The following is a 25,483-nucleotide window of genomic DNA, read 5'->3' on the forward strand; positions in this document are numbered from 1 at the left end:
ATCAAACTTGATCTAAAACAAATGTGGTTTAGGGAAGGTAGCTGTTATTCTTGTCGTACTCTCTTGACGGAACGATTCGACTCATCATGAAAAAAGCACTGTGGCTTCAGCTTTGGATTCTTTGCTTAGTTGCCTTTGCATCTTTGGCTCACGGCGCAGTTTCTGAACAAGCAGATCTGCAAGAGCAAAAAGCAGAGCAGCCACAGGTCAAGAAAAAAGTCGAAGTGGGCGTGTTAGCGATACGCGGCCATCTTTATGCCGAGCAGAGATGGCAACCGACCATTGATTGGCTCAATCAGCAAATTTCCGATGTGCATTTTGTCCTTCATCCCCTTAACTTGGATGAAATGGGCGAAGCGGTGAAGTTTCAGAAGATGAATTTCATCTTAACCAACCCAGGTCAGGCAGTGCGATTGGGCAGGCAATACGCGCTGTCGTGGATGGCAACGCTAACTAGCAGAGCCCCACAAAACTCGAATTACGGCATTGGTTCGGCGCTTGTGGTTCGAGCCAATTCAAGTTATCAAACGGTGCAAGATGTCTCAGGACGTCCCGTTGCGGCGGTATCAGAAAAAGCCTTTGGTGGTTACCTCACGATGCGCTATCAAATAGTCAAAATGGGGCTTAATCCAAACGATTTCTTTTCCGATGTCCGCTATCTTGGTTTTCCTATTGATGCCAACCTGTATCAATTACGTGATGGTAATGTGGAAGCGGCCGTCGTCCCTGCTTGTTTATTGGAACAGATGTTAAGTGAAGGGCTTTTACAACCGGGTAATTACCGAGTTTTAAATCAACAGCCGAATGAGCACTCGTTATGCGCTGTTTCCACACCGCTTTATCCTAACTGGTCATTTGCCAAAACAGAGCGCGGCTCAGCTCAGATCGCCAAACAGATTGCGCAAGTATTGTTAGCGATGCCACCTGAACACCCTGCGGTTATTGCGGCAGGCGCGTCAGGTTGGACGTCCCCCGTCAGCTTGCTGAGCATCGACAAACTTTATCAGGCGTTGGATCTCCATCCGTTGCAACAACCCTGGTGGAGTGAGGCTCTACGCTGGCTGCGTAGTCATCAAGAATGGGCATGGGCGCTGTTCATGTTTGTGATTGTGTTGAACGCGTACCACTTTTGGCTTGAGTATCGATTTAGCAAGAGTAAGCAAGCGTTGGAGCAGACATCGTTACGATTAAAAGAGAAAAGTGAACAGTTAGAACATTCACAAAGGGTCGCGATTGTCGGAGAAATCGGCACTAGTCTTGCCCATGAACTCAATCAGCCACTGGCAGCCATTCGCAACTATAGTGAAGGCGGTTTACTTCGCTTGGCCAAAAAGCGCCCTCATGAAGATATTGTCCCTGTGCTTGAGAAAATACAGGGCCAAGTTGAAAGAGCCGATGCAATTATTCAGCGATTAAGAACGTTGATTCGCAAGCGCAGTGTCGACAAAACGTCGTGCGATCTTCAAGTACTCATTGATGACACGATTGAGTTACTCCATTTTCGGATGCAGAAGCAAAACATTTCTATTGTGGCCAGTACAGAAGGGAACATTCGTCCGTTACTTGTCGATGCAGTTGGCGTACAACAGGTTTTAGTTAATGTGATCAGCAACGCGATTGATGCGTGTACTTTGTTCCAAGAGAAATATCACTCATCAGGTTATCAAGGTAAAATTGCCCTGCATTGCGATTACCAAATCAGTCAACTCTCTATTCGAGTGTTAGACAATGGTACAGGGTTGCAGCAAGAGAATCCGACTCAAGCGTTTGTGAGTAGCAAAGAAGAAGGGCTTGGGCTAGGGTTAGCCATTTGTCGCGATGTGATGGAAATGCATGGTGGCGAGTTTGTCATCAGCTCGACAGCACCACATGGTTGTTTGGTTGAGCTTGTGTTTCCATATCAAAACTAATCTGAACTAGGCATAGGAGCATTCAATGAGCAGCGGTGAAAAGCAGCTACCTGTTTTTGTAGTCGATGATGATGAATCGGTGCGTGACTCGCTCGCTTTTATGCTGGAAGAGCATGACTTCAACGTGACGACTTTTGCTGATGGGCAATCTTTTCTCGATAAAGTGAACATTCATCAGGCCGGATGCGTGATCCTTGATAGCCGAATGCCCAACCTTCGTGGTCAGCAAGTGCACCAAGTTTTAAATCAAGCCAACAGCCCGTTGGCCGTTATTTATCTGACAGGGCATGGTGATGTTCCGATGGCGGTCGATGCATTGCAAGCTGGGGCGGTCAATTTCTTCCAAAAACCAGTCAAAGGCGATGAACTGGCACGAGCCATTTTGCAGGGACAGGCGCAGTCTGCCACAAACCTCGATATGGCAGCAGCTAAATCGGCTTATGAATCGCTCACACCTAGAGAAAAAGACATTTTACGTTTGATCATTGAAGGAAAACGCAACATTCGTATTGCTGACGAACTTTGCATAGCAATGCGAACGGTTGAAGTACACCGAGCCAATCTATTGAAGAAGTTCTCGGCAAAAACCGTCGCAGAGTTGGCATATATTTATGGCAGGCTAGATTAAAGCTTAGCGAGTGAAGCCTCTTAAGGTTATTTAGAGGATACAACTTGAGCTTTATGACGACTCGCGTATTATCTTCTTCGTTCTTACTTTATCTGAATTCTTATGAGTTTGTTGACTAAACGACATCACACGCCACATAAGCGGGCAAAATGGCTACTGGCGATTATTGGCTGGGTGGTCGTTGTGTGTCTGATGCAAAATTCAGGCTTTGCATCGTCATGCTCTATGAAATATGAGACGGAATCGCCCGCGGTTTCATTTGCTGATGAGCGTTCGAGCGTCAAGTCGATTGATACTAAAGAAACCAGCAAGTGCGAATTGTCTGAAAAGTTAATTCAGTTTTCTCAACATCAACTCGATGTATTTATTGTTGTTCTGTTTGTCGGTCTTTTTGCTTCGGCAATTTGGTTGTGCAGTGCCTATATTGGTGTGCAACATTGGACGGAACCGATAGGCCGTAAGTATCGAGTCCATCTGACTTTCTGTGTGTTCCGAGAATAAAAGCGTGCTTTCTGACCACTAGCGTCAGTTATTTAGCACCTTTGTCTTTTAACTAGGAATCACTATGAATCAAATTACTAAACTGACTCAGTTTGCGTCCATGTTTTTTATGACGCTTGCTTTGAGTTTGCTCTCTCTGAGTATTTCAGCTCAAACTACTGATACAGGTTGGCTGACCAACCCGCAACATCTTCCAGTGCAAACGCGCTTTGTGCTCACTGGTCAACAAGATCCGCAAGCCAAAACAATCACTGGTTATCTGGACGTCAAGTTGGCTGGGGACTGGAAAACTTACTGGCGTTCACCTGGTGAGGGCGGCGTAGCACCATCTATTGATTGGCAGAATTCACAAAATTTATCCAAAGTGGATTGGCAATGGCCGCACCCACAAAAATTCGAACTATTAGGTATCGAGACTCTTGGGTATAAAGGCGATACTTTGTTCCCCATGACGCTGCACGTCGAAGACATGTCCAAACCTGTCACGATTGATGCGGTACTGACACTTTCTTCTTGTACGACGATTTGTGTGCTGACCGACTATCAAATTCAATTGACGTTCTTGCCTTCTGATCTAAAAGTCGATGAAGACGTGATGTTCAGTTACGCTCAAGCAGTGAGTAACGTGCCGCAGCCATCGCCGTTTATTGATGTTACTCAGGCGAGTTGGGATGCGAACCAATCGAAACTACAAATCAAGCTACAGAACAGTCAGGGTTGGCAACAACCACAAGTGCTGGTGGATGGTGTCGATGAAGCAACGCGAGACTATAGCTTCAAGCTTGAAGGAATGTATCAAGAAGGAAACATCGTCACCGCGAGCTATATCGTTGATACTTGGCTGGGCGATGTGGAGTTAGATGGTCAGTCGCTGTTTGTGACCATCAAAGACACCAATTTACTAGCAGAAGAAACCACTCAAGCAACTGCTGAGGCAATAGTTGAACCGTTGCCGAGCACGTCTCTAACGAGTGTTTTTCTATTCGCGTTGCTCGGCGGTTTAATTCTTAACATTATGCCTTGCGTTCTTCCGGTTTTGGGGATGAAGCTAAGTAGTATTGTTGCCGCTCAAGGTATCGAGCGTCGTCAAATTCGCGCTCAGTTTGTTGCCTCGTCACTTGGTATATTAACGTCGTTCTGGATTCTCGCTGGTTTTATTTTGGTGCTTAAGCTAACAGGTAATGCCATTGGCTGGGGCGTGCAATTTCAAAGCCCTTGGTTCTTAGGTTTGATGGTGTTGGTCACCACTTTGTTTGGGGCCAATATGCTGGGGCTGTTTGAAGTCCGTCTATCATCGGGTACCAATACATGGCTGGCCTCGAAAGGTGATAACTCCCTAGTTGGTCACTATGTTCAAGGTATGTTTGCTACATTGCTTGCGACGCCTTGCTCCGCGCCTTTTCTAGGAACGGCCGTGGCGTTTGCCTTGGGTGCCGACGTATTAACGTTATTTGCAACCTTTACAGCATTAGCATTGGGTATGGCACTGCCTTGGCTCTTAGTCGCTGTGTTTCCAAATATCGCGCTGAAACTACCAAAGCCTGGCTCGTGGATGAATGTCGTTAAAATCGTGTTTGGCATAATGATGCTGGCGACTAGCATTTGGCTACTTTCATTAATGGCAAATCATGTACCGATGTTATGGATTGCACTTATCGCTGTGGTTGCTTTTGTTGTAATGATGGCAAGAGTTAAGAAAGTGTATGGTGAGAAAGCGCTTGCTGTATCCGGAACTGCGTCATTAGTGTTGATAGCTGGTGGCCTGTTACTTGGTAGTGTCACTGCCGACCAATGGGCGACACCGCTTCCTGAGGACTTAGCGTGGCAGAAGCTTTCTAACTCGGCGATTGAAGATCACGTCAATAATGGGCGAGTGGTGTTTGTGGATGTCACTGCGGATTGGTGTGTCACGTGTAAAGCGAACAAGATCGGTGTGATCTGGCAAGATCCTGTCTACTCATTGCTGCAAAGCCCTAATGTAGCGACGTTAAAAGGGGATTGGACACATCCGGACGGCTCGGTAACTGACTTTTTACGAGCTCATGGGCGTTACGGTGTGCCGTTTAACATCGTCTATGGCCCGGCGGCGCCACAAGGTATCCCGTTACCTGTGATTCTGACTGATGATGTTGTTTTAAGCGCGGTGAAACAAGCGAGTGGGGGAGCCATTCAATGAGTTCGACAAAGCAGCGTAGAACATTCCGATATTGGCTCATTCAAATCGTACAGATGGTGCTCATTGTCACCGCGATTTCTATCGCGATGGATTGGTATCGCACTAAAGATATTCCTAAACAGGAGTCACCACCATTGAGCTCAGTATTGAGCGATGGCGAACACTTCGATGCAATCGCGCAAAGTTATGAACAACCTGTCGTTGTTTATTTTTGGGCGACTTGGTGTCCCGCTTGTAAATTTGTAAGCCCAAGCGTGAGTTGGCTGAGTGATGACTACACCGTAGTTGGCGTTTCTGGATCGTCGGGACCGAATGAGCGTGTGGCGCAGTTTATGAGGGCAAAAGAATATCGTTTTGAAAACATAAACGATCCTTCAAGCTATATTATGCGTGAATGGAAAATTAGCGTGACTCCAACCATTTATATTTTAAGAAATGGTGAAATTTCCTCCGTCACAACTGGCGTTACCACTCCGATAGGAATACTAGCGAGAGTTTGGTTAGCTCGATAACGCTATAAAAATCCGATATTCAAAATATTGAGTATCGGATTTTTTCTTTTTATTTTCTCGCTCTAACGGGAATAATAATGTGTGCGTATGGCATACCATTCCACATCACGTATGGGCCATCATAACTTGAACCGATGGGTAGATAGTCGAGCAACACTTGGTCTAGGGTAATAATCATCATGTGTGGTTCTTCCACAATCCATTGGTTATCGTCCGTTATTCCTTCTGAAAATGGGTCGGTGTTATTGGCGCCGCCATCACTCGCTAACATGCCAAAAAGTACAATTAACTGAAATGAAATTAGTTAAATAGTCAGATTAATAAATTAAAGCTTAATTTAATAAAAATTAAAGTTTGATAAATTTAATTATAGAGTGCCTTTAAAAAGGAAGTGTTATTTAAATTTTAAATAGTAATTGATAGTTTTACTATGTTAATTTAAGTGTTCATTTATAAACATTTTTTCGTCTATTAATACGCATGGTTTAAAACATCTTGGCTGTCCTGCTTTGAAGCGTGACCAAAAGGTGATAAATAGGTGTTTTTAGTGATATGAGCTGAGTTTATTTGTAATCTATATTTTCAACACCTAATTCCCCTCGTATGGCTAATCGTATAAAACAACATTTTATCTTTATTGTTGTCACGCTAAAGCGTACTTTCTTAATTATATGATTAGTTATAAAGGTAACGAGAATGGGATTAAAAATCCGTGGCTCTGTTGGTATAAATGGCACTAATTCGAAAAATGATGTTAAAGCAGTTCAACAATTTTTAAATGATAACCAAAAGAGAATAGGTTTTACCCGACTGTTGGTTGTTGATGGCTCGTTAGGGCGGAGTCCTCATTTGTCGAAAACAGTAGAGGCAATAAAAGTGTGTCAGCGTAAGCTACTTTATATGGTAAAGCCAGATGGTCGGATCGATGTAAATGGTAGAACTCATCGTAAGCTCAATGGATTACCATCCTATAGTTCAGTGAAAAATGATCCTCATGATGCTCAAAAACTAGTAACCAAAGTGCCTTGGATGAAAACAGCGTTGGGAGAAATTGGACAAAAAGAAGTTTCAGGCACTAAGGCCAATCCAAGGATTTTAGAGTATTTTACAGCATCTAAGTTCTGGGGCACTGATGACTCTGGAGGTCAAAATGCTTGGTGTGGTTCGTTTGCCGCTTGGGTTTTTAAACAACACGGAATCACTCCAGTAAAAGAAGCTTATCGAGCAAAGGAGTGGAAGGGTTTTGGTAAAAACATCTCAGAACCTATACATGGAGCTCTAGGGATTAAATCGAGAAAAGGTGGTGGGCATGTTGCTTTTGTCGTGGGAAAGAGCCCTGATGGTAGGCATTTGTACATGTTAGGAGGAAACCAAAGCAACCAAGTCAATATAGCAAAGTACTCTATTGATGTCTGGGACAAGTTCGTAGTACCGAGTAACTACGATGAAACAAAAGGTACTTTACCTGTATATACAAAAGGCTCTGCCTTAGCAGGAACGGAAAGTTAAACATGAAGAAATTTATAAGTTTGCTAGGCTGTGTGAGCTTATCAGCTTGTGCTTCACAGGGAGTGTACTCTCAGAATGAGGTACTCAAAGATGCGATATTTCAAACGCCCTATTCTGCAGTGGTGAAAATTACAGGTTTTGAAAAGTTTGCTGAACACGAGGAAGATGTTCTCTTTAAAGTTCAAGCAGAAGTGATTCAGAAACTTCGTGGAGACGTTGGGTCTGAGATTACTTTCAGTATGTATGGCGAGCTAGGAGATGAGCCCAATATACACAATGATCCTGTCATTCTCACACTATGTCGTGATAAAGATACATATTATTGGCCTGGAACGGGGGCTGAGTTTGGGGCTAATCAAGAGAACATATTAAACGCTCAAGAAACAGCTGCTCACTTGGATACAGAACAGCGCCATTTTGCACATTGTTCAGAATGAAATTGATAGCGGTTGAAATGAGCGGTTACAGAGCATGTTAGTTGCCATCGTAGACAGCGTCTTTGCTGAATGATTCGTCGAGATTTTTTAGTCTTTGATTGTCAGAGGCGACTGACAAAACCATACCAACTGTGACAACCAAACCGCTATTAAAGCAGGATATTATTCCTTCAACTTTGTGTTTTAGGAGTAGTCATTAGACTACCCAATAATTGTTGGAATAAATAATGACGAAACGTTGGCTTGTCTCCGCTGTGAGCATCGCGCTGCTCGGCGGTGGTACGTATTTCTATCTCCAATCTGCTGCTCAACCAGAATTGCTGCCTACATTGATTGTGGAAAAAGGCACGATTGAAAAACAAGCGGTGGCTGTTGGTAAAATTGTCCCTGCACACTCTGTGTCTATCAAGTCACAAATCGACGGTATCGTCGGTGAAATTTACGCGAAAGTTGGTGAAAAGGTGAAGCAAGGCCAGCCGCTGATCAAAGTGCGTCCAAACCCAACACCCCAAGCATTAACGGATGCATCGGCAGAACTCATGCGTAGCGAAGCCGATCTGGAATCCGCCAAACAAAAACTGTCCAACTTAGAAAGCTTGGTCAAGCAAGACATTATTCCAAGTAACTACGACGAATACGTAAGTGCGCGCTCGGCAGTCAAATCTGCGCAAGCGGACGTATTGCAAAAGCGCCAGAATCTCGAACTCATCCGCAGTGGTGAGGCGTCTATCGGCGATGCGCGTTTAACGTCGACGATCTACGCGCCAATTGATGGCACAGTACTCAACCAGAAAGTAGAGGTCGGAGAGCCGATCATCTCGACTCAATCAAGCCAAGCCGCGACTGAAATGATGTCATTGGCCGACATGAACAGTCTGATTTTTAAAGGTAGCGTCAGTGAGCATGATGCTGCGCAGTTGTCTCCGGGAATGCCCGTTATGTTGACGGTTGCGCCTTATCCTGATGTGGCGATTTCTGGTGTGCTAACCAAAGTGGCGATTCAATCTGAGAACCTTAACTCACCAGAGGGCAATGCTTCGGCAAAAAGTTTTGATAACGGTTTTGAGGTTGAAGTGGGAGAACTCAAGATCCCACAAGATGTGTTGCTTCGTTCTGGTTTTTCATCGACGGCTCAAATCATTCTGAAGAAGTCTGAAAACGTGCTCACTCTACCGGAGCGCGCTCTGCAATTTGATGGTGACGCACCGAATGTTCTGATCCCCGACAGCTCAGAACAAGGGTTTCATAAACAACCTGTGAAACTCGGTCTGTCAGATGGCATCAATGTCGAAGTGCTTGACGGCGTGGAGCTTGATGAAGAGGTTATCGACAACAGCATGATGGGAGCGGCGCATGGTTAAGCTGCAACGATCAACAATCGCCTTTGTATTGTTGGCTGCCACGCTCAGTTTGCCGACCTACGCAATTTCTATTGAACAAGCTTGGCAACAAGCAAAGCAGAACGATCCTAATTACGAAAAAGCGAAAATCGGTGTCCAGCTTGGCGAGGTTGGCGTACAGAGTAGCCGCAGTGCGTTATTGCCGGGTTTAAGTGCCAGTGCGTCAGCGGATTGGAATGAGTCCTCAAGCCATTCCAACAGTTACGGCGCGACCTTATCTCAAACTATTTGGGATAGCAGTTTGTGGTCGGAACTGGATCAAGCGAATGCCAATTATCTCAAAGCACAGTTAGAGCTATCTCAATCGCATAACGAGCTTGCGCAGAAGTTGCTCACCGCTTACCTAGATGTGGCAAGCGCACAGGGCGACCTCAAATTGGCGCAGTCCAAGCTGGAAGAGGGGAAGGAACTTCTCAACATCATTGAGAAACGCTATCGAGCAGGCAAAGTGAAGTCGGTTGATGTTGAAGAGATGCGAGCGAATCAAGTCTCTGAGCAAGCAAGTATCCTCAATGCAAAAGCCGATCTCGAAGTGAAAAAAGCAGAGCTTGCGGCGTTAATCAATCAAATGCCGGAGAGTGTCGACCAAATTCGAACGGATTCTTTGATTCAGCCGCCGATGCTGGTGGACTCTCAGGAGCAATGGCTAAAACTGGCGAAAGACAGCAGTCCAGAGCTGTTGGTGGCGGCGCAGATGGTGAAAGCGAGCGAGTTCGCGAAAGATTCAGCTAAAGGTGGATACTACCCGACCGTCAAAGGCAGTGTGGGCTACAGCGATGGTGACAATCGTTCAAACGGCGAGTTTAACGCTGGGATTAGTTTGAGTTTGCCGATTGACCTCAATGGTGCAGTGCGAGCGAAAGTGGACGAAGCATCGTTGAACATTTTAAGCGCCAAGCAAGATATGCGTAGAGTGGAAATTGATATTCAGAAACGAGTTATTCAGCAGTTTACTCAGGTCGATATCAACTGGAATCAAGTTTTGATAGCGAACGAGCTGGTTGAGTCGCGCGCCAGAGTGTTGCAAAGCAAAGAGAAACTTTACGACGCTGGTCTGCTTGAAGTGTCGGAAGTTATCAGTGCACACAACAGCTTGTTTGAGGCGAAAAACAGTCTGCAAACCAACTTGTACAGCTATTGGCGTAAGAGAATCGGCTTACTGCAAACCGCAGGGAAACTCGATGACGATACCATGGCGTTGATCTCTCGGGCTTTTCATTCATGAGCAGCCTGTTGCAGCAAACTTGGCAAACGTTGATGGCACACCGCATGAAGAGCGTGCTAGCCATTATCGCGATTGCTTGGGGCGTGATCTCTGTGGTGGTGTTAATCGCACTTGGCGAAGGCTTTTATCGCCATCAGACCCAGTCGTTTTCCTTTATGATCAACAATGTGCAAGTGGTGTTTCCGTCGAGTACCAGTAAACCGTGGCAAGGGTTACCTTCAAGACGACAAATTGATATTCCACAAGAAAAAGTCGACATGATCAAACAGTCGGGCTTCGTGCAACAGGCGTCGAGTGTTTACGCCAAATGGGATGCGAATATCACCAATCTCAAAGGACAGAATTTATCGAGTACGGTCAGCGGTATTGATACGTCTTACTTTCCTTTAATGCAACGCAAGCTGCAATCCGGTTCGAGAAACCTGTCACCAAGTGATATGGACAACCACACTCGCGTGGCAGTGTTAGGCGATCAAATTGCGCAAATGGGCGGAATCCAAATCGGGGATAGGCTCAAAGTCAACGGCATTCCGTTTTTGGTGATTGGGATAACCGTTGGTGAGGACACTGGCATTTCATTCGGCGATAGCCGCACGGTTTTCATTCCTCAAACAACGTACCGCGATTTGTGGGATGCGAAACCTTGGATGGTATTGATGAAGCCGAGAGAAGGGATGGATGCATCGTCATTTCGACAAAATATCGTGAACTTTTTCGCCAAGCAGCTTCATTTTGACCCAAGTGATAAAGATGCGGTCGAATTACCCGATTTTAGTGAAGGTGCGGCGGTCATCAGTGGAATTTTGCGTGGCATTCAGATTTTTCTCGGAGCGAGCGGCGCGATGACCATGGCGGTCGGTGCGCTTGGTGTTGCCAACATCATGTTTTTATCTGTCACGGAGCGCACGCGTGAAATCGGTGTGCGTTTGGCGATCGGGGCGACTCAAAAATCCATACTCAGTCAGTTTATTCTTGAAGGGCTTATATTGGTAGCCGTGGGCACGGCATTAGGTCTGATGTTTTCGTATGCAGTGGTATCTGTCCTAAGCAGCATGGCATTACCGGAATGGATTGGTTTACCTGTGATCACGCCAGATTCCATTGCTTGGTCTTTACTTGTGACGCTTATCTTGGCATTGATGGCGTCGTATTTCCCAGCAAGGCGAGCATCGCGTCTCACGCCAGTCATTGCTTTGAGTGCGAGGGCTTAGTCATGTTGTTACCGATGAGACAAATTTTCCAAGAAATGGCCGCAGAAAAGCTGAGACTGGGTTTGACCATTCTAGCAGTAGCGTGGGCGACCCTTTGTATCGCTGCTATGTTGGCGGTAGGTGAGGGTATTCGTCAGGGCGTATTGAAAACCGCACAAAATGGTAACGGCAACTTGATTTATTTGACCGGAGGGCTGGCCACCGTCGACCACGGTGCTTTTCACCAAGGTAAGTTTCTGACACTAAAAATGGACGATTCAGAGGTCGTTCGAGCGTTACCCGATGTAAAAAGCGTTGCGCCAACGGCGAAGTGGAAAGAGCGCATCACCGTTGGTGACAGAAGCTCGTGGCAAGAGCCGTTAGCGGTCACGAGCGAGTTTCAATCCATGACCAATTTGGTGCCGATGGCGGGGGGGCGATGGTTAAACCCACTCGATCAAAAAGAGACGCGCAAAGTCGTTGTACTGGGTTATGAACTGGCAGCCGACTTATTCAACCCGAATGAGGACTTTAGTTGGTTTGCGACAGCCACATTGCAAGTCAACCCTGTGGGGAAAAAGGTAAAAATCGGCAATGAGGAGTTCACCGTTGTGGGCGTATTGGAGAAAAACAGCGCCCAAATAGAACTGGGGGATCTTATCAACTATTCCAGCTTTGTGCCGTTAGCGACGTGGAAGCGATTTCATGTCAACGGTGAAATTGGTGGCATCAATGTGCAGCCACAAGCGGATGTAGACCGAGAAGCCTTAGCAAAGACGATCAGGCAAGTGATTGCCCGTAAACACGGGGCAAGTGTCAGTGATGAACAGGTCGTCCAAGTCGATGATATGTTCCTTAAGCAAAAGAGTATGCAGCAGTTTCTGATAGGTTTGCAGAGTTTCCTTGGCATTATCGGCTTCGTGACGTTAGCTGTTGCTGGTGTTGGCATCGCCAATGTGATGTATGCCACCGTAAAGCGATCTACGCGTGATATCGGTGTGCGCATGGCAGTCGGTGCAACCCCAACGGCTATTCGCATGCACTATTTAGTACAGTCTTTATTGACAATGATGATGGGGGGGGCGTTTGGGTTAGCCGTGACGTACGCGCTGGTGTCTGCCATCAGTTCCATTCCTTTAGAGGGCAATGCTTTTTATGAACAACTGGGTAAACCTGTCCCTGAGTTGTCGTGGGTCGTTGTCGCGATTGTCATCCTCACCTTAGTGATCATTGGTGTGGCATCTGCATGGTTACCTGCAAACCGAGCCGCAAAAGTCAGCCCGTTGGAGGCGCTACAAAGTGAATAACAACAATAACTCTGGAAAGAACATGTCGAACAAGCCGCTTGTTGAGCTGACCAACATCTGTAAATACTACTCAAGCGGGGAGGCGGAAGTTCGCGCGCTAGACGGCGTTGACTTAACCATTAATCAAGGTGAGTTTCTTTCGATTCTTGGCCCGTCCGGTTCAGGCAAATCAACGTTGATGAACATGCTCGGCTGTTTAGATAAGCCCACCGATGGCAAGTACCAACTTGGCGGCCAAAACGTCGCAAGTTTAAGTGCGAATGAGCTGGCTGGCATTCGTAACCAAAAGATCGGATTTGTCTTCCAAAGCTTTAACTTATTGGAATACGCGACGGCGCTTGATAACGTGGCACTGCCGTTGGTTTACTCTGGTATCAAAGCCAAAGAACGTCGCCAGCGCGCAGCTAAATTGCTAGAGCAAGTCGGGCTAGGGGATCGTTTAGACCATAAACCAAACCAGCTTTCTGGTGGTCAAAAGCAGAGAGTTGCGATTGCAAGAGCCTTGGTCAACGATCCGCAAATCATCCTAGCTGACGAGCCAACCGGCGCGCTCGATTCAAAATCTGGTGCTGAGATCGAAGCTCTGTTCAACCAACTCCACGCCGAAGGCAGAACATTGATCATCGTGACGCACGATAACGCTCTGGCAGAGCGCACTAAACGCATCATCACCATCAAAGACGGCAAGGTAATTTCGGATAGGGTGCCGGAGTGATATTCACAGTTTGGAGCTTTACTAAAATAAAGGTAATTTCGGATAGGGTGCCGGAGTGATATTCACAGTTTGGAGCTTTACTAAAATAAAGGTAATTCGCCTATGAAAATGGTCACTTTGGAAGTGGTGTTTTAGTCAGCCTTGTTTAGAATTTACATCTTGATTTGAATTGCTAACTGTTTTGATAGTTAGTTGATGTGAAATTTGGTTCCCACAAGGCTACAAGATTGTAATGAATATAAACCACGCACTTTATAGAAGCGAAAAGTATAGCGAAGAATCAATGGAAGAGATTCTTTCTAGGTTAAAAAATACTGACTATTTTTATTTAAATGAGAATAATCCTAGTGAAGGTGCTTACTTGACTAAGAAAAAGGAAAATATCTTAATAGTAAAAAGAAAAACTTCTCGAAGTTCTGAAGCACATCAAGACCGGTTATTCAATACTCGTGAGTTTATAAACTTCAGCTCAATTGTTGCAGGACGAGAGATTGGTGGGGAGCTTCGATGTAAACTAGGACAAGATAAAAATAAAACGAAAATAACGTACTCTTGGTATCCTGATGAGTTTGTTCAAAATTTTTGTTATGCATTTATTGTTCTGGCTTTATTAATGTCAGCTTTTAAATTTACTCCTGGTGATTACGATGTTATTTGGAATCTATTGAAAGCTGTTTTGATGTTTTCAGTTCCAAGTTTATTACAAATGATTCACCTTCCAGGACTAATAAAGCTGGCAAACAAAATTTTGAGATTAAATGGCACTAAACAATTGTTATTAAATACATAAAAATAGACTTTAATGTAAGCAATCACTTTCTATATTTAATAATCCGATTCCTATCAAAAGTAATCGACTTTTGTTTATATCTCGTGTGGTTAAAACCGATTTTTAGAGAGCAACTGCTCCAGTTTTCCTTTTGCTGTCTTACTTACCGTTTGCATAAGCTTGAAGCTTGGCGCTGCTATGCCCGATTGTTCAAGCTCTTCCACCATCAGTAACCAAAGCTTTGCCATTACCTGTGCATCGGCTAACGCGCGGTGGAATACACCGTCGTTTTCAATGTTCTTATAACGAACCAACTCACCCAACTTGTGTGACGGCGCATCTTGAATAAGGCGTTGTGCCACCAATAAAGAACACGCGAACTTGCCAGAATAACCGCAGTTAATTCGCTCCAGTTCCGCATCCAGAAAGCGCTTATCGAACGACGCGTTGTGCGCAGCATGTTATTGGTAATGCCTGTGTAAACTTCAATGGATGAGCTCACACGAAAGCCAGGATTCATAAGTTGCTGAAAACTATCGATCACCTCAACATCAACGATCTTAACCGCACCGATTTCAATCGCGCGATCACCCATATTCGGAGACAGACCTGTGGTTTCAAAGTCGAGTACGACAACGGAGTTAGCTTGAGGCATGAAGTTTTCCAACTGAACAATAAGGCGCAAGAGTATCGTTGAAAGTGTGGGAAAAGGGAAGGAGGAGGAGAAGCTTTAGTAGTGAGAGAAACTTACGGAAGCTCAGTTAGAAATTGAATGTTAGCTTGCCCACTAGATAAAACACCTTACAAAATCTGGTGCGTTCGTTTGCCCTCATAAAATGTAACCTAAGGCGATTCAAACTCTCACTGTGGTATTTGTCTGTTCAAAGTTACGTTTTTGGGTGGCGGGGTTATCCTGATATCTGGGCAGCAATGATTACTCTGTGCTTTTTAATGAAACGGCACTTACCCACTTTGATCATACCTTTTAAAAGGTGCAATCTTAACCATTACGCTGGTGTCCACAAATAACGTTGCAATATCATGACTTACTAAATTTGAAAAAGTTACAAATACATATTCAGAGGTGTGCTGGTGGTACACCAAACACGATTGTATTTTTACCCGTTGTACTTTCTAGCTCAATAGTGTTTCTTTTCTACAGAGTGTTTTTACTCACTTATATGTTGCTGACGTGTTTTTGCCTGAAAAAAAGTTATCTTGCATAGTGAAACCAACACAAACACGGTCAATTTTTGGTTATCATCGACTGATGCTTACCTGTATTTACCAAATTGAACAAAAATACAAGTAAACATTGAAGTTCAATATTACTAATAACTATTAAATTTGATATGAAGTTCGGAGGATTTAACCTTGGAGAAATTTAGATAACAATGAAAAAACGTGATGTTAATTTATTGCAAAGAGTTATGTTCAGGCTAAAAATAACATTCAATATTATTTATAAATTACTTGTTGTTGCGTTGCCGATTGATATTCTTAAATACTTAGCGATAAAGGGGTCTAGTGTGGCTCAAATTATCTTAGCGAGACGTTACTATCATGGAAGGCGTGTTAAGTATAATAAAAAGCTAGTAGTAAATTGGTTAACGAAGGCAGCGTTGAAGGGAAGCTCGGAGGCAAAGAAAGAACTTGGCTACCTGTATTTTAGTGGTGAAAAATTTAAAAAGGATTGGCGGTTAGCTAGCAAATGGTTGACGGAAGCATATGCTGACGGAGAAGTAGATTGCGCTGCTATTTTAGGCATAATCTATGAAGGAAACGGACACTTTCGTCGAGATTCAGCAGAAATGTTGAGATGGCACACGATTGCAGCAGAGTCTGGAGATTTAGAAGCGCAAAAAACTCTTGCGGCGATTTATACTATGGACAAAGAGTACTCTAACCCTAAAATGATGATGCATTGGCTACACAAGGCAGCAGATCAGAATGACACGGACGCAATGCTTCTTCTTGGACACACTTATCTGGATGGTGACCATTACGATTTCAACGAGGCTCTTAAGTGGCTTAAGACTGCTGCCAACAAGAAGGATCACTACGCATTAGTTTTACTTGGTGACATTTATTCATCAACTAAGTACAACATTGTAAATTATAAAGAAGCCATCCAAAAATACTATAGTGCAGTAAACGAAGGTTCAAGCGTTGCGATGGGGAAAATTGGATATATGTACCAATATGGCCTGGGTTGCGATAAGAATATAGATAAAGCAATAGAGTGGTATTCCGTGGGGGTTAAATACAATGACCCATATTCTCAATTTGGCTTTGCGCAATTATATCGTGATGATGAAAATGGGATGATGAATTTAATTGAAGCGTTTAAATGGTCTTACTGGGCAAAAAAAAACAAACATCCAGACGCAGAAAAACAGTTCAAAGAAATCTCTGGAAAACTAACGAAAAAAGATATAGATAAAGCACTACGTTCGGCTCAGAGTTATAAAGTAAAGCCTGTTAAAAGTTTGGGTTTTACTTTAGGTTATAAAATGGGAGAAAAAGGTACTATATATAGGTGAGTAATTATGAAAATTAAATCCACTTAATAATTTATTATGGTTGTTTATTATCATTTATTAATGGAGCGAAGAAAGTTAATTCCTAAAAAATATGGAACCACTCCTTTAACTATTGATGAACTGGGGTAACTGACTAAATTTGTTTTCTGGTTCGCTCTAATAAATAATTCTAAATTGATGTTTTCATAAGAATACGGAATTTTTAATACTGGTAAATAGAAGTAGCAAAGGAGGCACAATGATTTATTCATTAAAACTGAACTGGAGGAATATGCTAATGCTCTGTATTAGAAGTACAATATGTACATTGGGTTTGGTAGCTTTTTCTGTCAGCGCTTTTGAGGGAGAGAGTTTTCAACACAAAGATTGGTATCTAGCTTGTGATAATACAGGGACCTGCCGGGCGGCTGGCTATTCAAATATTGGCAGTCTCAATCCTGTTGCTGTGATGTTTACTCGTAAAGCGGGTCCTGCAGCGTCAGTAACGGGCAAAGTGTATTTAGGGGATGAATCTGATTTTGACCATTGGCCTGAGCAGATAAATCTTTATATCGATGGCCTAGAGTTGGGCCCGATACAGCATGACGCCATGACATCCATGCAGGTTCAGGCCATTCTTGCAGTAGTGACTAAAGATGCACTTATTGAAATTGGTGATGGTAAAACTAAATGGGTACTGTCTGGTAGCGGTGCCAGTGCCGTGTTTCGTAGGATGGATGAATATCAGGGGCGCCAGAATACTCCGTTTGCTATTGTCGCAAAAGGTCAAGGCGCTGAGTCTAGGGTGAATCTTGCTGTGGCTATCCCCACACTTGTGAATGTTGGCGGCGATGCAATGATGAAATCACTTGAGCCAGAATCTGCCCAATATGCCAAATTGTTACCACAGCTTCGTGCTAGCTATCAGTCTAACGGAGACAGTTCCGAGTGCCATAGACTGTTTGAAGAAACACCGTCAATTGCTATTGCAAAGCTTAATAATGGCCAATCATTGATTGAGGCGTCCTGTTGGATGGCGGCTTATAACTATGGTTCAAGTTATTGGTTGTTGGGAGAAGGCGATGCTGCTGTGCCTAAACGTCTTAACATCTATGGTAATGACTATTCTGACGGCATTGTTTCCTCCGCTCATAAAGACCGAGGATTGGGGGATTGCTGGAGCTTTGAAAGCTGGTTGTTTGATGGCAAACAAATGGTTCGTGCGAGTTATGGTAATACAGGTTTGTGCCGTGGTATTGCCGCTGGAGGCATTGACTTCATGCCTATTTGGGTAAGCGAAGTGGTTACTACACAAGATTTGAATAAATAGCTATGTTTTTAAGTTACTGTTCTAGCACTTCTGCTCAGGGCTTTTTAAGGTTCTGAGTTTAAAAGCAATAATTGCTGTCTGACTTGTAACAATTCTGGTACTAAAAAACGGTAGACCCTATCACAAATACCTACGAGAAATTGTTTGTGAAGTATAAATTACATAAAACTCTTCTTGTGCGTTCCTAGCTTCGATAAGGCGTAGCTATAGTCAGATAAAAAATACATCCAATATATAATCAATTCGGTGTAAAGTTTGCGAAATCAGGAACTATACCAAAAGCTCTTTTGATGAGGTTCTTTACTCCTATTTCAACTTTTATGCCGGCTCGCCCCTCAAGCTTAATTTTGCTCGTGGTACTTTGTGGATGTGATGGTTTTAAGAGGGCTCTACCCCAAATTCGTTAGATTAAATAATCTAAAAAGTCTAAAAGCGTGTGTTTTATACTACGAAAATACTGCGATAGAATGAAACTTAACAAGATTTAAGCCTTTTATATAGTTGTTTTGCTTGTCAAACCGCTTCTTTTAGTAGTGAAATTGTTTAAACAACTTGTTGGGAATGATAAGTCGCAATAAGTATTGCTATCATCCTCTTAACCCAAGATAAAACTGACCGTATGTGAATGTTTTATGCATTCGCACAGAAAATAAATATAAATCTGAGAACAGGTATGTCATTATCAATAACAAGATTCACGAGGGTAATCTGCCCGACCCTGGGCAGTTTGCTCTGTTTAACCTTTCTTACTGGCTGTGAAAAAGCAACAGAAGGGTTGGTGTATGGCACAAAAAGCAAGTCAGTAATTATTGACTATAATGGTAGCGAAACAGATGTCATCATCCCAGATTCGGTAACTACTATTCGGCGTGATGCGTTTAGACGTAGCAAGCTCACCAGCGTGACTATCCCTGATTCAGTGACTACTATTGGTGCGAGTGCGTTTAGTTACAACAATTTGACCAATGTGACTATTCCAAATTCCGTGACCACCATTGGTAGGGATGCATTTAATGGAAACAAGCTCTCTAGTCTGACCCTTTCAAATTCGTTGACTACCATTGGTGATTGGGCGTTTCAACACAACGAACTAACTAGCTTGATCATTCCAGACTCGGTAACAACCATTGGTAAGGAAGCATTTTATGGAAACAAGCTCTCTAGCCTGACCCTTTCAAATTCTGTGACCACTATTGGGGATAGTGCGTTTGAACGCAACGAGCTTACTAGCCTGATCCTTCCAGATTCGGTGACCGTTATTGGCGAGAGTGTGTTTGCCGATAATGAGATCCACAACGTGACTATACCAGAATCTGTGACCACCATTGAGGATGACGCGTTTATTCGAAACAAACTCACCAGCCTGACTATACCTAATTCAGTGACCACCATAGGAAAAGTTGCGTTTGCTGACAACAACCTCACCCACGTGAGTCTCTCTGATTCGGTAACCACTATTGGTTGGGGGGCATTTACTGGCAATACACTTACCAGTGTGACCATCCCAGACTCTGTGACGACTATTGAGGGTTCAGCGTTTTCTGACAACTATCTCACCAGCGTGATTATCCCAGATTCGGTGACCACCATTGGTTCTAATGCGTTTAATGGTAATGCAATATCCACATTCAACAATGCGCCATCAGATGGCATAATCTTTGCTCGTAATGATGATGGTACTGACAACAAGAAGGTTGTTGTTTCCTTTGGCGGAGGGAGAAAGGAGATTGTTATTCCTGATTCGGTGACTACCATTGGTTTCGGTATGTTTGAGGGCAACAATCTTACCAGTGTGACTTTTCCAGATTCGGTGACTGCCGTTGATAAGAGCGCGTTTGGTCATAATAATCTCACTAGCATAACCCTTCCAGATTCGATAACTACTATTGGAGACTATGCGTTTATTTACAATGAGCTCACTAGTGTAACGCTCCCAGGTTCTGTGATTACTGTTGGGGATAATGCGTTTGCTCACAACAAACTTACCAGCGTGACCATTCCAGACTCGGTGACCACTATTGGTGAGGAGGCGTTTGCTGATAACGCGCTCACTAGTGTGACTATTCCAGATTCGGTGACTACTATTGGTGAAGGGGCGTTTGCTGGTAACAAGCTCATCAGTGTGACCATTCCAGATTCAGTGACTACCATTGGTGAAGGGGCGTTTGCTGGTAACAAGCTCATCAGTGTGACCATTCCAGATTCAGTGACCACCATTGGTGAAGGGGCGTTTGCTGGTAACAAGCTCATCAGTGTGACCATTCCAGATTCGGTGACCACCATTGGTGAAGGGGCGTTTGCTGGTAACAAGCTCATCAGTGTGGCCATTCCAGATTCGGTGACCACCATTGGTGAAGGGGCGTTTGCTGACAACAAGCTCATTAGTGTAACCATTTCAGATTCGATGACCACCATTGGTGAGAGGGCATTTGCTGATAATGAGCTTACTAGTGTGACCATTCCAAATTCGGTAACCACCATTGGTGAGAGGGCATTTGCTGATAATGAGCTTACTAGTGTGAACATTCCAAATTCGGTGACCACCGTTGGCCAGGGGCGTTTGCTGATAACGAGCTCACCAGTGTGACTATACCTAGTTCTTTAACTACCGTTGAGGATGATGCGTTTGCTCACAACAGGCTCACCAACGTGACCATTCCAGATTCGATAACCACCATTGGACATCGGGCCTTTTCTGGCAATGAACTCACCAGTGTGACTATCCCAGATTCCGTGAATATTCTTGGGTGGGAAGCATTTAGTTACAATAATTTAACCAATTTGATCATTCCAGATTCGGTGACCATTATTGGTTGGAAGGTGTTTAGTGATAATAAACTCACCAGTTTGACTATCCCAGATTCCGTGAACACTATTGAGGGGGCTGCATTTTCTAACAACCAGCTCATCAGCGTGACTATCCCGGATTCTGTGACCATTATTGGTAATGGAGCGTTTAATGGTAATGTAATATCTGCAGTTAACAATGCGGCATCAGATGGATTTATTTTTGCTCGTAATGATGATGGCACAGAGAACAAGAAGGTTGTCGTATCCTATGGTGGTTCAAGAAAAGGAATTGTTATTCCAGATTCGGTAAACACTATTGAGCGTGGCGCGTTTTCTGATAATGAGCTCACCAGTGTGACTATGCCTGATTCGGTGACGACCATTGGTGAAAAGGCGTTTGCTTACAACAAGCTCACCAATGTGACTATACCTTATTCAGTGAATACCATTGAGAATGAGGCGTTTCGGAACAACCGACTGACTAGCGTAACTATCCCAGATTCTGTGACCTCTATTGAGGATAGGGCGTTTAGTAATAATAAACTCACCAATTTGACCATTCCAGATTCAGTAAGAACTATCGGAGAGGCTGCGTTTTCTGACAACCAGCTTGTCAACGTGACCCTCTCAAATTCGTTGACTACTATTGGCTTAGGTGCATTTAATCGCAATGCACTATCCACAGTTAATAATGCACCATCAGATGGCTTTATTTTTGCTCGTAATGAGGATGGCACCGAGAATAAGAAGGTTGTTATTTCCTATGGTGGGGCAAGAAAAGAAGTTGTTATTCCTGATACGGTGACCATCATTGAGCGTAGGGCGCTTGCTAGCAGCGAACTAACCAGTGTGGTCATCCCAGATTCGGTTACCACCATTGGGCGTGAGGCGTTTGCTGGCAATGAACTTATCAGTGTGGCCATCCCAGAATCGGTTTCCACTATTAGCCATGGGGTATTTAGTAACAATAATCTCACTAGCGTAACTATATCAGATTCGGTAAATACCATTGCACCGGAGGCGTTTGCTGATAATAAGATCACTAAGGTGACTATACCAAGTTCAGTGTCCTTCATTGGTTATAAAGCGTTCCGGAATAACCGACTTACCAGCGTAACTATCCCAGAATCAGTGTTCGATATTCAAAGTGAAGCGTTTGCTGGCAATGAACTCACCAGTGTGACTATTCCATCTTTGGCGACCCACAATGGTTTGATAGCGTTTGATGAAGGTGTAGATATTCACTGGTATTAACACTATTTTGTGTGCTGTTGCAATTTTAATATGTGGCAGTACACAAAGTTTTTGGAGAATGGTGTTTTCATCAGATGTTGTTTTTGAAGGCTCTCTTATGACGACAGAGGTCTACGTGCAACATCCTTGTCTAGGTATTTAAAGTAATGGTATTTAATAATCTGTATCTAAACAAAGCCTTTTTACTATTGCGATTTCGCTCATCGCACTAGCACTTCCAAACTCATGTTGCCACACCTGTAGTTATTTGATAGTTGCTTATATTCAATTTTCCTAAAGACGTTAATAAGATGGTACGCCCCACACCTGCACTACACTCAGCTATGTCGCTGAATATTGGGAGGTGCCATCATGTCGGCAATCAAAGTTATTGGAATCGATTTAGGTAAGTCTACTTTTCATCTAGTTGGCCACGATTATAGTGGTCGTGAACAATATCGGCACAAATTATCTAGAAGTAAATTACTACAGTTTATCTCTGTGCATGAACCAACATTGATAGCAATGGAGGCTTGCTGTGGTGCTCACTGGCTTGCAAGAAAATGCCAAGAATACGGGCATCAAGTTAAACTTATCCCACCTCAATATGTAAAACCTTACGTTAAAGCTCATAAGAATGACTTTATCGATGCAGCTGCTATTGCTGAGGCATCTACAAGACCTAATATGAGGTTCGTTTCTCCAAAGAGTGAGCAGGCTCAAGTAGGCGTCGTTATTCGGCGTGTTAGAACTGGTTATATTAGGGAGAGGACAGCAACGATGAACCGTATTGGTTCGATGTTAATAGAGTTTGGCATCAGCTTTCCACGGGGTCATGCAAACATGAAAAAGCTGTTTCAATGGTTAGCGGACAACAAAGAACCGATCCCTCCGTTATTGGTTCAGGAACTACAAAATCAGCTCGACTATTACAATCAACTGAATGAACGGATAAAAGAGCAAGACCGAAAAATAGAAAAACTGAGTTCCGAAGATGAACTTTACGCTTTACTTCAAACGATACCAGGTGTGGGTCCCATGACTGCATCTTGCTGTTTATCGTGTGTTGGAAAACCTTCAGATTTTTCTAATGGTAGAAACTTTGCAGCGTGGATCGGACTTGTACCATTCCAGTACTCGACTGGAGGGAAACAACGGATGCTGGGAATTTCAAAGCGAGGAAATAAAGAGCTGAGAGAACTCTTTGTTCATGCCGCACGAGCAGTGATGTGGAGGGAAGAAACTGCTGAACGCTATTTCGTTTCATGGTTATTAGATTTGAAACGTCGAAAGCCTTTTAATGTTGCTCTAGTTGCGTTAGCAAATAAGCTAGCGAGGATTGCATGGTCAGTAATGACAAGTCACAAGCCCTTTGAATTAAGAGTTTAATCTAGATTTGCATATGGTAATGAAAGATGACAAAACGGTTAGACCACCAGATTGAAGACCTGATGGACAGAACAGCAACTAGAGTGCTTTCACGTTTTTGAGGACAATCTGGCGCGGATCTCATCGTAGAGCTGGGGCTAACTAATCAGTGTCCCAATTAGACTCTGAATACATTAGCGCAAACCAACGCCGTTATTTGGATTTTTCACTTGCAAAACGGGGCGTACCATACATTTGTCCAGAAATATCACGATCTGAATTTTAACACGTGGTATTTTCTAGCTTGAAAATGCCCCCAAATCGCTTAGAATCTTAACCCTATAAAACAGAGGCCGCATGTACTTACCCTACTGAAAGTAATCCTTTTTTATACTCCACCGCTTATTGATGCGAACAACTTAGCAAGCCGCCACCAAGATCGACATTTAAACTCACCTCATTTACAAAATTATTGCTTAGAAGGAAAAGTTACATCAGTGATGTAGGTCGGCATAGGGTCAATACCGCCGGCAATACCTCGGCATGGACCCGTGCTGGATATCAAAGTGGGTACCATAGATTGCCCATCAAACACCCATGCCTGACTTTCCCAGCAATCGCCATATCCTCGTCCCTTGCGGTCTTGGCGCGCCATACCATCTATATAAAAACCATCACTGTCCAATGCAACCAACTGATTGGGGCCATTTTTATCCGCTAACCAATGGTTGCAAAGCGCGTTGTAAGCCATAAGCCAACAAGCACCAATAAATCGTTTACCCTGACCCAGCTCTGCAGTTTCAAGTGATGCGCTCTGGAGTTCGAAATCCAACTCAGATGCTGGCACATTAGTGGTCAGCAACTGTAACACCTCATTATAAGCTGACGAACCGATTTCAAGGGTAACAGCGTTTGATAGCGGTGCTTGCACAGTCAAACTTGGTGGTACTTTAGCGGGTGGTACTTCGTTCTCAGATTGTTTACCTTTGGCAACCACAGCAAATGGTGTGTTGCTACGCCCTTGATACTCATCCATTTTGCGAAACACAGCGCTGGCGCCATTGTTCGAAATGCGCCAGCGCTGCTTTCCAGCGCCTACTTCAATTACCGCGTTAGTAGTAACCACCGCCAATAATGCCTGTACTTGCATGGCGCTCAGCTGACTCGTTTTATCTGTGTAGATTGGGCCGAGGTCTTGGTTGTCAATCAACAAAGTCACACTTGCTGGCAACGCCTGCTCATCATGTAGCTGCAGAAAAAGCTTTGCCGTGATCTGGGTTGCAGGTCCAGCTTCACGTCTAAACATCATTGCCATACCATAGCCAAGACCAGCTGGCGCGTACCCCGCTGCTCGGCAAGTGCCAGTATTGTCACATGCCAAATACCAATCTTTGTGAGCAAACCTAGCTCCGTCAAAAGCTTGGACAGAAAAAATCGCTACACTCAATGCGATTATAATTAGACGAATATAGCGCATTTTCTTATTCCTTTGAGATAATATATCTGTGAATGTTTGATGGATTCTATGCGTTGAATTTAAGTTAATTTGACTTATTCGAAGGCGATTTTTGACATGAACTACTCCAGCCAGACTGGAGTAGATAATGATTAATCTAAAGCCAATCTCATCGCTTGAAATACATTAGTTTTACCAGCTGTTACGCTCCTTCAGGCGCTTGCGTGCGAACATCCCTATAATATTGAATTGGGTGAGGAGCGTAACTTCCGCTTGGTCTGAGCTTTTGTTCGCTTCCGCGACTTTAGCTCGACTTTGATAGCCGCAGAAATTGCCCATCTCTAGTCTTCTTATGAATATTCATCTTGAATATGGATGATCAAATAGGCAACAGTTTTCTTTATTACAGGAAACTATTGCTCCTATACTCATTAGATCAAATACCCTGCAAAAAGTTATCCGATAGAATGAAATTCAACACGATTTAAGCGTTTTATATGCTTGT

21 protein-coding genes and 1 pseudogene are annotated in these 25,483 nt (G+C 43.8%); 18 read left to right on the forward strand and 4 right to left on the reverse strand.

Translation table 11 applies throughout. The features are described from left to right. The first annotated feature begins 86 nt into the window (after window positions 1-86). The 5 genes from R7M72_RS03660 to R7M72_RS03680 all read left to right on the forward strand — a co-directional run bounded on the left by R7M72_RS03660 (window position 87) and on the right by R7M72_RS03680 (window position 5,727). Window positions 87-1,910: a sensor histidine kinase gene (locus R7M72_RS03660; RefSeq protein ID WP_017633877.1), complete on the forward strand. Its 1,824-nt coding sequence runs from the start codon at window positions 87-89 to the stop codon at window positions 1,908-1,910. 25 nt (window positions 1,911-1,935) lie between these two features. Beyond that, window positions 1,936-2,538 carry a response regulator transcription factor gene (locus R7M72_RS03665; RefSeq protein WP_017633878.1) on the forward strand — a complete coding sequence of 201 codons (603 nt, stop codon included), beginning with the start codon at window positions 1,936-1,938 and terminating at the stop codon, window positions 2,536-2,538. 102 nt (window positions 2,539-2,640) lie between these two features. Next, window positions 2,641-3,039 (forward strand): hypothetical protein, encoded by a 399-nt coding sequence (locus R7M72_RS03670; RefSeq protein WP_017633879.1) that lies wholly within the window; start codon window positions 2,641-2,643, stop codon window positions 3,037-3,039. A gap of 64 nt (window positions 3,040-3,103) precedes the next feature. Next, entirely contained in the window at window positions 3,104-5,215 is a 2,112-nt protein-coding gene (locus tag R7M72_RS03675; RefSeq protein WP_054576214.1) for a protein-disulfide reductase DsbD family protein, read from the forward strand. Beyond that, window positions 5,212-5,727 carry a protein disulfide oxidoreductase gene (locus tag R7M72_RS03680; protein WP_017633881.1) on the forward strand — a complete coding sequence of 172 codons (516 nt, stop codon included), beginning with the start codon at window positions 5,212-5,214 and terminating at the stop codon, window positions 5,725-5,727. Before R7M72_RS03675 ends, R7M72_RS03680 begins: the two co-directional genes overlap by 4 nt. 49 nt (window positions 5,728-5,776) lie before the next feature. Here the strand turns inward: R7M72_RS03680 and R7M72_RS03685 are convergent, their stop codons facing one another. Further along, window positions 5,777-5,998, reverse strand: coding sequence for a hypothetical protein (locus tag R7M72_RS03685; protein WP_017633882.1), 222 nt, complete (start codon window positions 5,996-5,998; stop codon window positions 5,777-5,779). 425 nt (window positions 5,999-6,423) lie between these two features. Between R7M72_RS03685 and R7M72_RS03690 the strand changes: the two genes are divergently transcribed. The 8 genes from R7M72_RS03690 to R7M72_RS03725 all read left to right on the forward strand — a co-directional run bounded on the left by R7M72_RS03690 (window position 6,424) and on the right by R7M72_RS03725 (window position 14,300). Further along, on the forward strand, window positions 6,424-7,236 hold the full coding sequence (locus R7M72_RS03690; RefSeq protein ID WP_017821644.1) for a TIGR02594 family protein: 813 nt from the start codon (window positions 6,424-6,426) through the stop codon (window positions 7,234-7,236). A 2-nt stretch (window positions 7,237-7,238) separates the two neighbouring features. Beyond that, window positions 7,239-7,673 carry a hypothetical protein gene (locus R7M72_RS03695; RefSeq protein WP_017633884.1) on the forward strand — a complete coding sequence of 145 codons (435 nt, stop codon included), beginning with the start codon at window positions 7,239-7,241 and terminating at the stop codon, window positions 7,671-7,673. Between the two features lie 227 nt (window positions 7,674-7,900). Continuing rightward, on the forward strand, window positions 7,901-9,034 hold the full coding sequence (locus tag R7M72_RS03700) for an efflux RND transporter periplasmic adaptor subunit (protein WP_005376722.1): 1,134 nt from the start codon (window positions 7,901-7,903) through the stop codon (window positions 9,032-9,034). Beyond that, on the forward strand, window positions 9,027-10,298 hold the full coding sequence (locus R7M72_RS03705; RefSeq protein WP_023623847.1) for a TolC family protein: 1,272 nt from the start codon (window positions 9,027-9,029) through the stop codon (window positions 10,296-10,298). The genes R7M72_RS03700 and R7M72_RS03705 overlap by 8 nt, the downstream gene beginning before the upstream one ends. Continuing rightward, on the forward strand, window positions 10,295-11,509 hold the full coding sequence (locus R7M72_RS03710) for an ABC transporter permease (protein ID WP_047010017.1): 1,215 nt from the start codon (window positions 10,295-10,297) through the stop codon (window positions 11,507-11,509). Before R7M72_RS03705 ends, R7M72_RS03710 begins: the two co-directional genes overlap by 4 nt. A 2-nt stretch (window positions 11,510-11,511) precedes the next feature. Beyond that, window positions 11,512-12,795 carry an ABC transporter permease gene (locus tag R7M72_RS03715; RefSeq protein ID WP_318056035.1) on the forward strand — a complete coding sequence of 428 codons (1,284 nt, stop codon included), beginning with the start codon at window positions 11,512-11,514 and terminating at the stop codon, window positions 12,793-12,795. Window positions 12,796-12,817: 22 nt separating this feature from the next. Further along, window positions 12,818-13,510, forward strand: coding sequence for an ABC transporter ATP-binding protein (locus tag R7M72_RS03720; protein WP_213899677.1), 693 nt, complete (start codon window positions 12,818-12,820; stop codon window positions 13,508-13,510). A 232-nt stretch (window positions 13,511-13,742) separates the two neighbouring features. After that, window positions 13,743-14,300 carry a hypothetical protein gene (locus tag R7M72_RS03725; protein WP_017633890.1) on the forward strand — a complete coding sequence of 186 codons (558 nt, stop codon included), beginning with the start codon at window positions 13,743-13,745 and terminating at the stop codon, window positions 14,298-14,300. An 89-nt stretch (window positions 14,301-14,389) separates the two neighbouring features. On the opposite strand, the gene R7M72_RS26290 is transcribed toward R7M72_RS03725, so the two are convergent. Further along, a complete protein-coding gene (locus tag R7M72_RS26290; RefSeq protein ID WP_373896867.1) occupies window positions 14,390-14,527 on the reverse strand; it encodes a hypothetical protein in 138 nt (45 codons plus the stop codon). Window positions 14,528-14,575: 48 nt separating this feature from the next. Further along, a pseudogene (locus R7M72_RS03730) lies at window positions 14,576-14,934 on the reverse strand (PolC-type DNA polymerase III); the annotation flags it as partial. 739 nt (window positions 14,935-15,673) lie between these two features. Here R7M72_RS03730 and R7M72_RS03735 point away from each other — a divergent pair. The 5 genes from R7M72_RS03735 (at window position 15,674) to R7M72_RS03755 (ending at window position 23,543) form a co-directional block, all read left to right on the forward strand. Then, a complete protein-coding gene (locus R7M72_RS03735) occupies window positions 15,674-16,822 on the forward strand; it encodes a tetratricopeptide repeat protein (RefSeq protein WP_053304256.1) in 1,149 nt (382 codons plus the stop codon). A 238-nt stretch (window positions 16,823-17,060) separates the two neighbouring features. Next, window positions 17,061-18,131, forward strand: coding sequence for a DUF1176 domain-containing protein (locus tag R7M72_RS03740; RefSeq protein WP_017633893.1), 1,071 nt, complete (start codon window positions 17,061-17,063; stop codon window positions 18,129-18,131). Between the two features lie 778 nt (window positions 18,132-18,909). Further along, a complete protein-coding gene (locus R7M72_RS03745; protein ID WP_318056036.1) occupies window positions 18,910-20,718 on the forward strand; it encodes a leucine-rich repeat domain-containing protein in 1,809 nt (602 codons plus the stop codon). Then, on the forward strand, window positions 20,715-22,175 hold the full coding sequence (locus tag R7M72_RS03750; protein ID WP_318056037.1) for a leucine-rich repeat domain-containing protein: 1,461 nt from the start codon (window positions 20,715-20,717) through the stop codon (window positions 22,173-22,175). Before R7M72_RS03745 ends, R7M72_RS03750 begins: the two co-directional genes overlap by 4 nt. A gap of 351 nt (window positions 22,176-22,526) precedes the next feature. Continuing rightward, window positions 22,527-23,543, forward strand: a complete 1,017-nt coding sequence (locus R7M72_RS03755; RefSeq protein ID WP_315956431.1) for an IS110-like element ISVpa1 family transposase — start codon at window positions 22,527-22,529, stop codon at window positions 23,541-23,543. 448 nt (window positions 23,544-23,991) lie between these two features. Here R7M72_RS03755 and R7M72_RS03760 read toward each other — a convergent pair whose 3' ends face one another. Further along, the gene (locus R7M72_RS03760; RefSeq protein WP_017636065.1) at window positions 23,992-24,999 is read right to left on the reverse strand and encodes a DUF1176 domain-containing protein; all 1,008 of its coding nucleotides are present in this window, start codon (window positions 24,997-24,999) and stop codon (window positions 23,992-23,994) included. Window positions 25,000-25,483 lie beyond the last annotated feature (484 nt).

The organism is Vibrio sp. YT-18 (assembly GCF_033337345.1).
In the GTDB taxonomy this organism is placed as follows: domain Bacteria; phylum Pseudomonadota; class Gammaproteobacteria; order Enterobacterales; family Vibrionaceae; genus Vibrio; species Vibrio alginolyticus.

Excerpts from the sequence above, each read along its gene's own strand:
- R7M72_RS03740 (WP_017633893.1), top strand. The coding sequence starts at position 17,061 with ATGATTTATTCATTAAAACTGAACTGGAGGAATATGCTAATGCTCTGT.
- R7M72_RS03760 (WP_017636065.1), bottom strand. The coding sequence starts at position 24,999 with ATGCGCTATATTCGTCTAATTATAATCGCATTGAGTGTAGCGATTTTT.
- R7M72_RS03665 (WP_017633878.1), top strand. The coding sequence starts at position 1,936 with ATGAGCAGCGGTGAAAAGCAGCTACCTGTTTTTGTAGTCGATGATGAT.
- R7M72_RS03675 (WP_054576214.1), top strand. The coding sequence starts at position 3,104 with ATGAATCAAATTACTAAACTGACTCAGTTTGCGTCCATGTTTTTTATG.
- R7M72_RS03695 (WP_017633884.1), top strand. The coding sequence starts at position 7,239 with ATGAAGAAATTTATAAGTTTGCTAGGCTGTGTGAGCTTATCAGCTTGT.
- R7M72_RS03680 (WP_017633881.1), top strand. The coding sequence starts at position 5,212 with ATGAGTTCGACAAAGCAGCGTAGAACATTCCGATATTGGCTCATTCAA.
- R7M72_RS03705 (WP_023623847.1), top strand. The coding sequence starts at position 9,027 with ATGGTTAAGCTGCAACGATCAACAATCGCCTTTGTATTGTTGGCTGCC.
- R7M72_RS03700 (WP_005376722.1), top strand. The coding sequence starts at position 7,901 with ATGACGAAACGTTGGCTTGTCTCCGCTGTGAGCATCGCGCTGCTCGGC.
- R7M72_RS03670 (WP_017633879.1), top strand. The coding sequence starts at position 2,641 with ATGAGTTTGTTGACTAAACGACATCACACGCCACATAAGCGGGCAAAA.
- R7M72_RS26290 (WP_373896867.1), bottom strand. The coding sequence starts at position 14,527 with ATGGCAAAGCTTTGGTTACTGATGGTGGAAGAGCTTGAACAATCGGGC.
- R7M72_RS03720 (WP_213899677.1), top strand. The coding sequence starts at position 12,818 with ATGTCGAACAAGCCGCTTGTTGAGCTGACCAACATCTGTAAATACTAC.
- R7M72_RS03660 (WP_017633877.1), top strand. The coding sequence starts at position 87 with ATGAAAAAAGCACTGTGGCTTCAGCTTTGGATTCTTTGCTTAGTTGCC.
- R7M72_RS03735 (WP_053304256.1), top strand. The coding sequence starts at position 15,674 with ATGAAAAAACGTGATGTTAATTTATTGCAAAGAGTTATGTTCAGGCTA.
- R7M72_RS03755 (WP_315956431.1), top strand. The coding sequence starts at position 22,527 with ATGTCGGCAATCAAAGTTATTGGAATCGATTTAGGTAAGTCTACTTTT.
- R7M72_RS03685 (WP_017633882.1), bottom strand. The coding sequence starts at position 5,998 with ATGTTAGCGAGTGATGGCGGCGCCAATAACACCGACCCATTTTCAGAA.
- R7M72_RS03725 (WP_017633890.1), top strand. The coding sequence starts at position 13,743 with ATGAATATAAACCACGCACTTTATAGAAGCGAAAAGTATAGCGAAGAA.
- R7M72_RS03690 (WP_017821644.1), top strand. The coding sequence starts at position 6,424 with ATGGGATTAAAAATCCGTGGCTCTGTTGGTATAAATGGCACTAATTCG.
- R7M72_RS03710 (WP_047010017.1), top strand. The coding sequence starts at position 10,295 with ATGAGCAGCCTGTTGCAGCAAACTTGGCAAACGTTGATGGCACACCGC.
- R7M72_RS03715 (WP_318056035.1), top strand. The coding sequence starts at position 11,512 with ATGTTGTTACCGATGAGACAAATTTTCCAAGAAATGGCCGCAGAAAAG.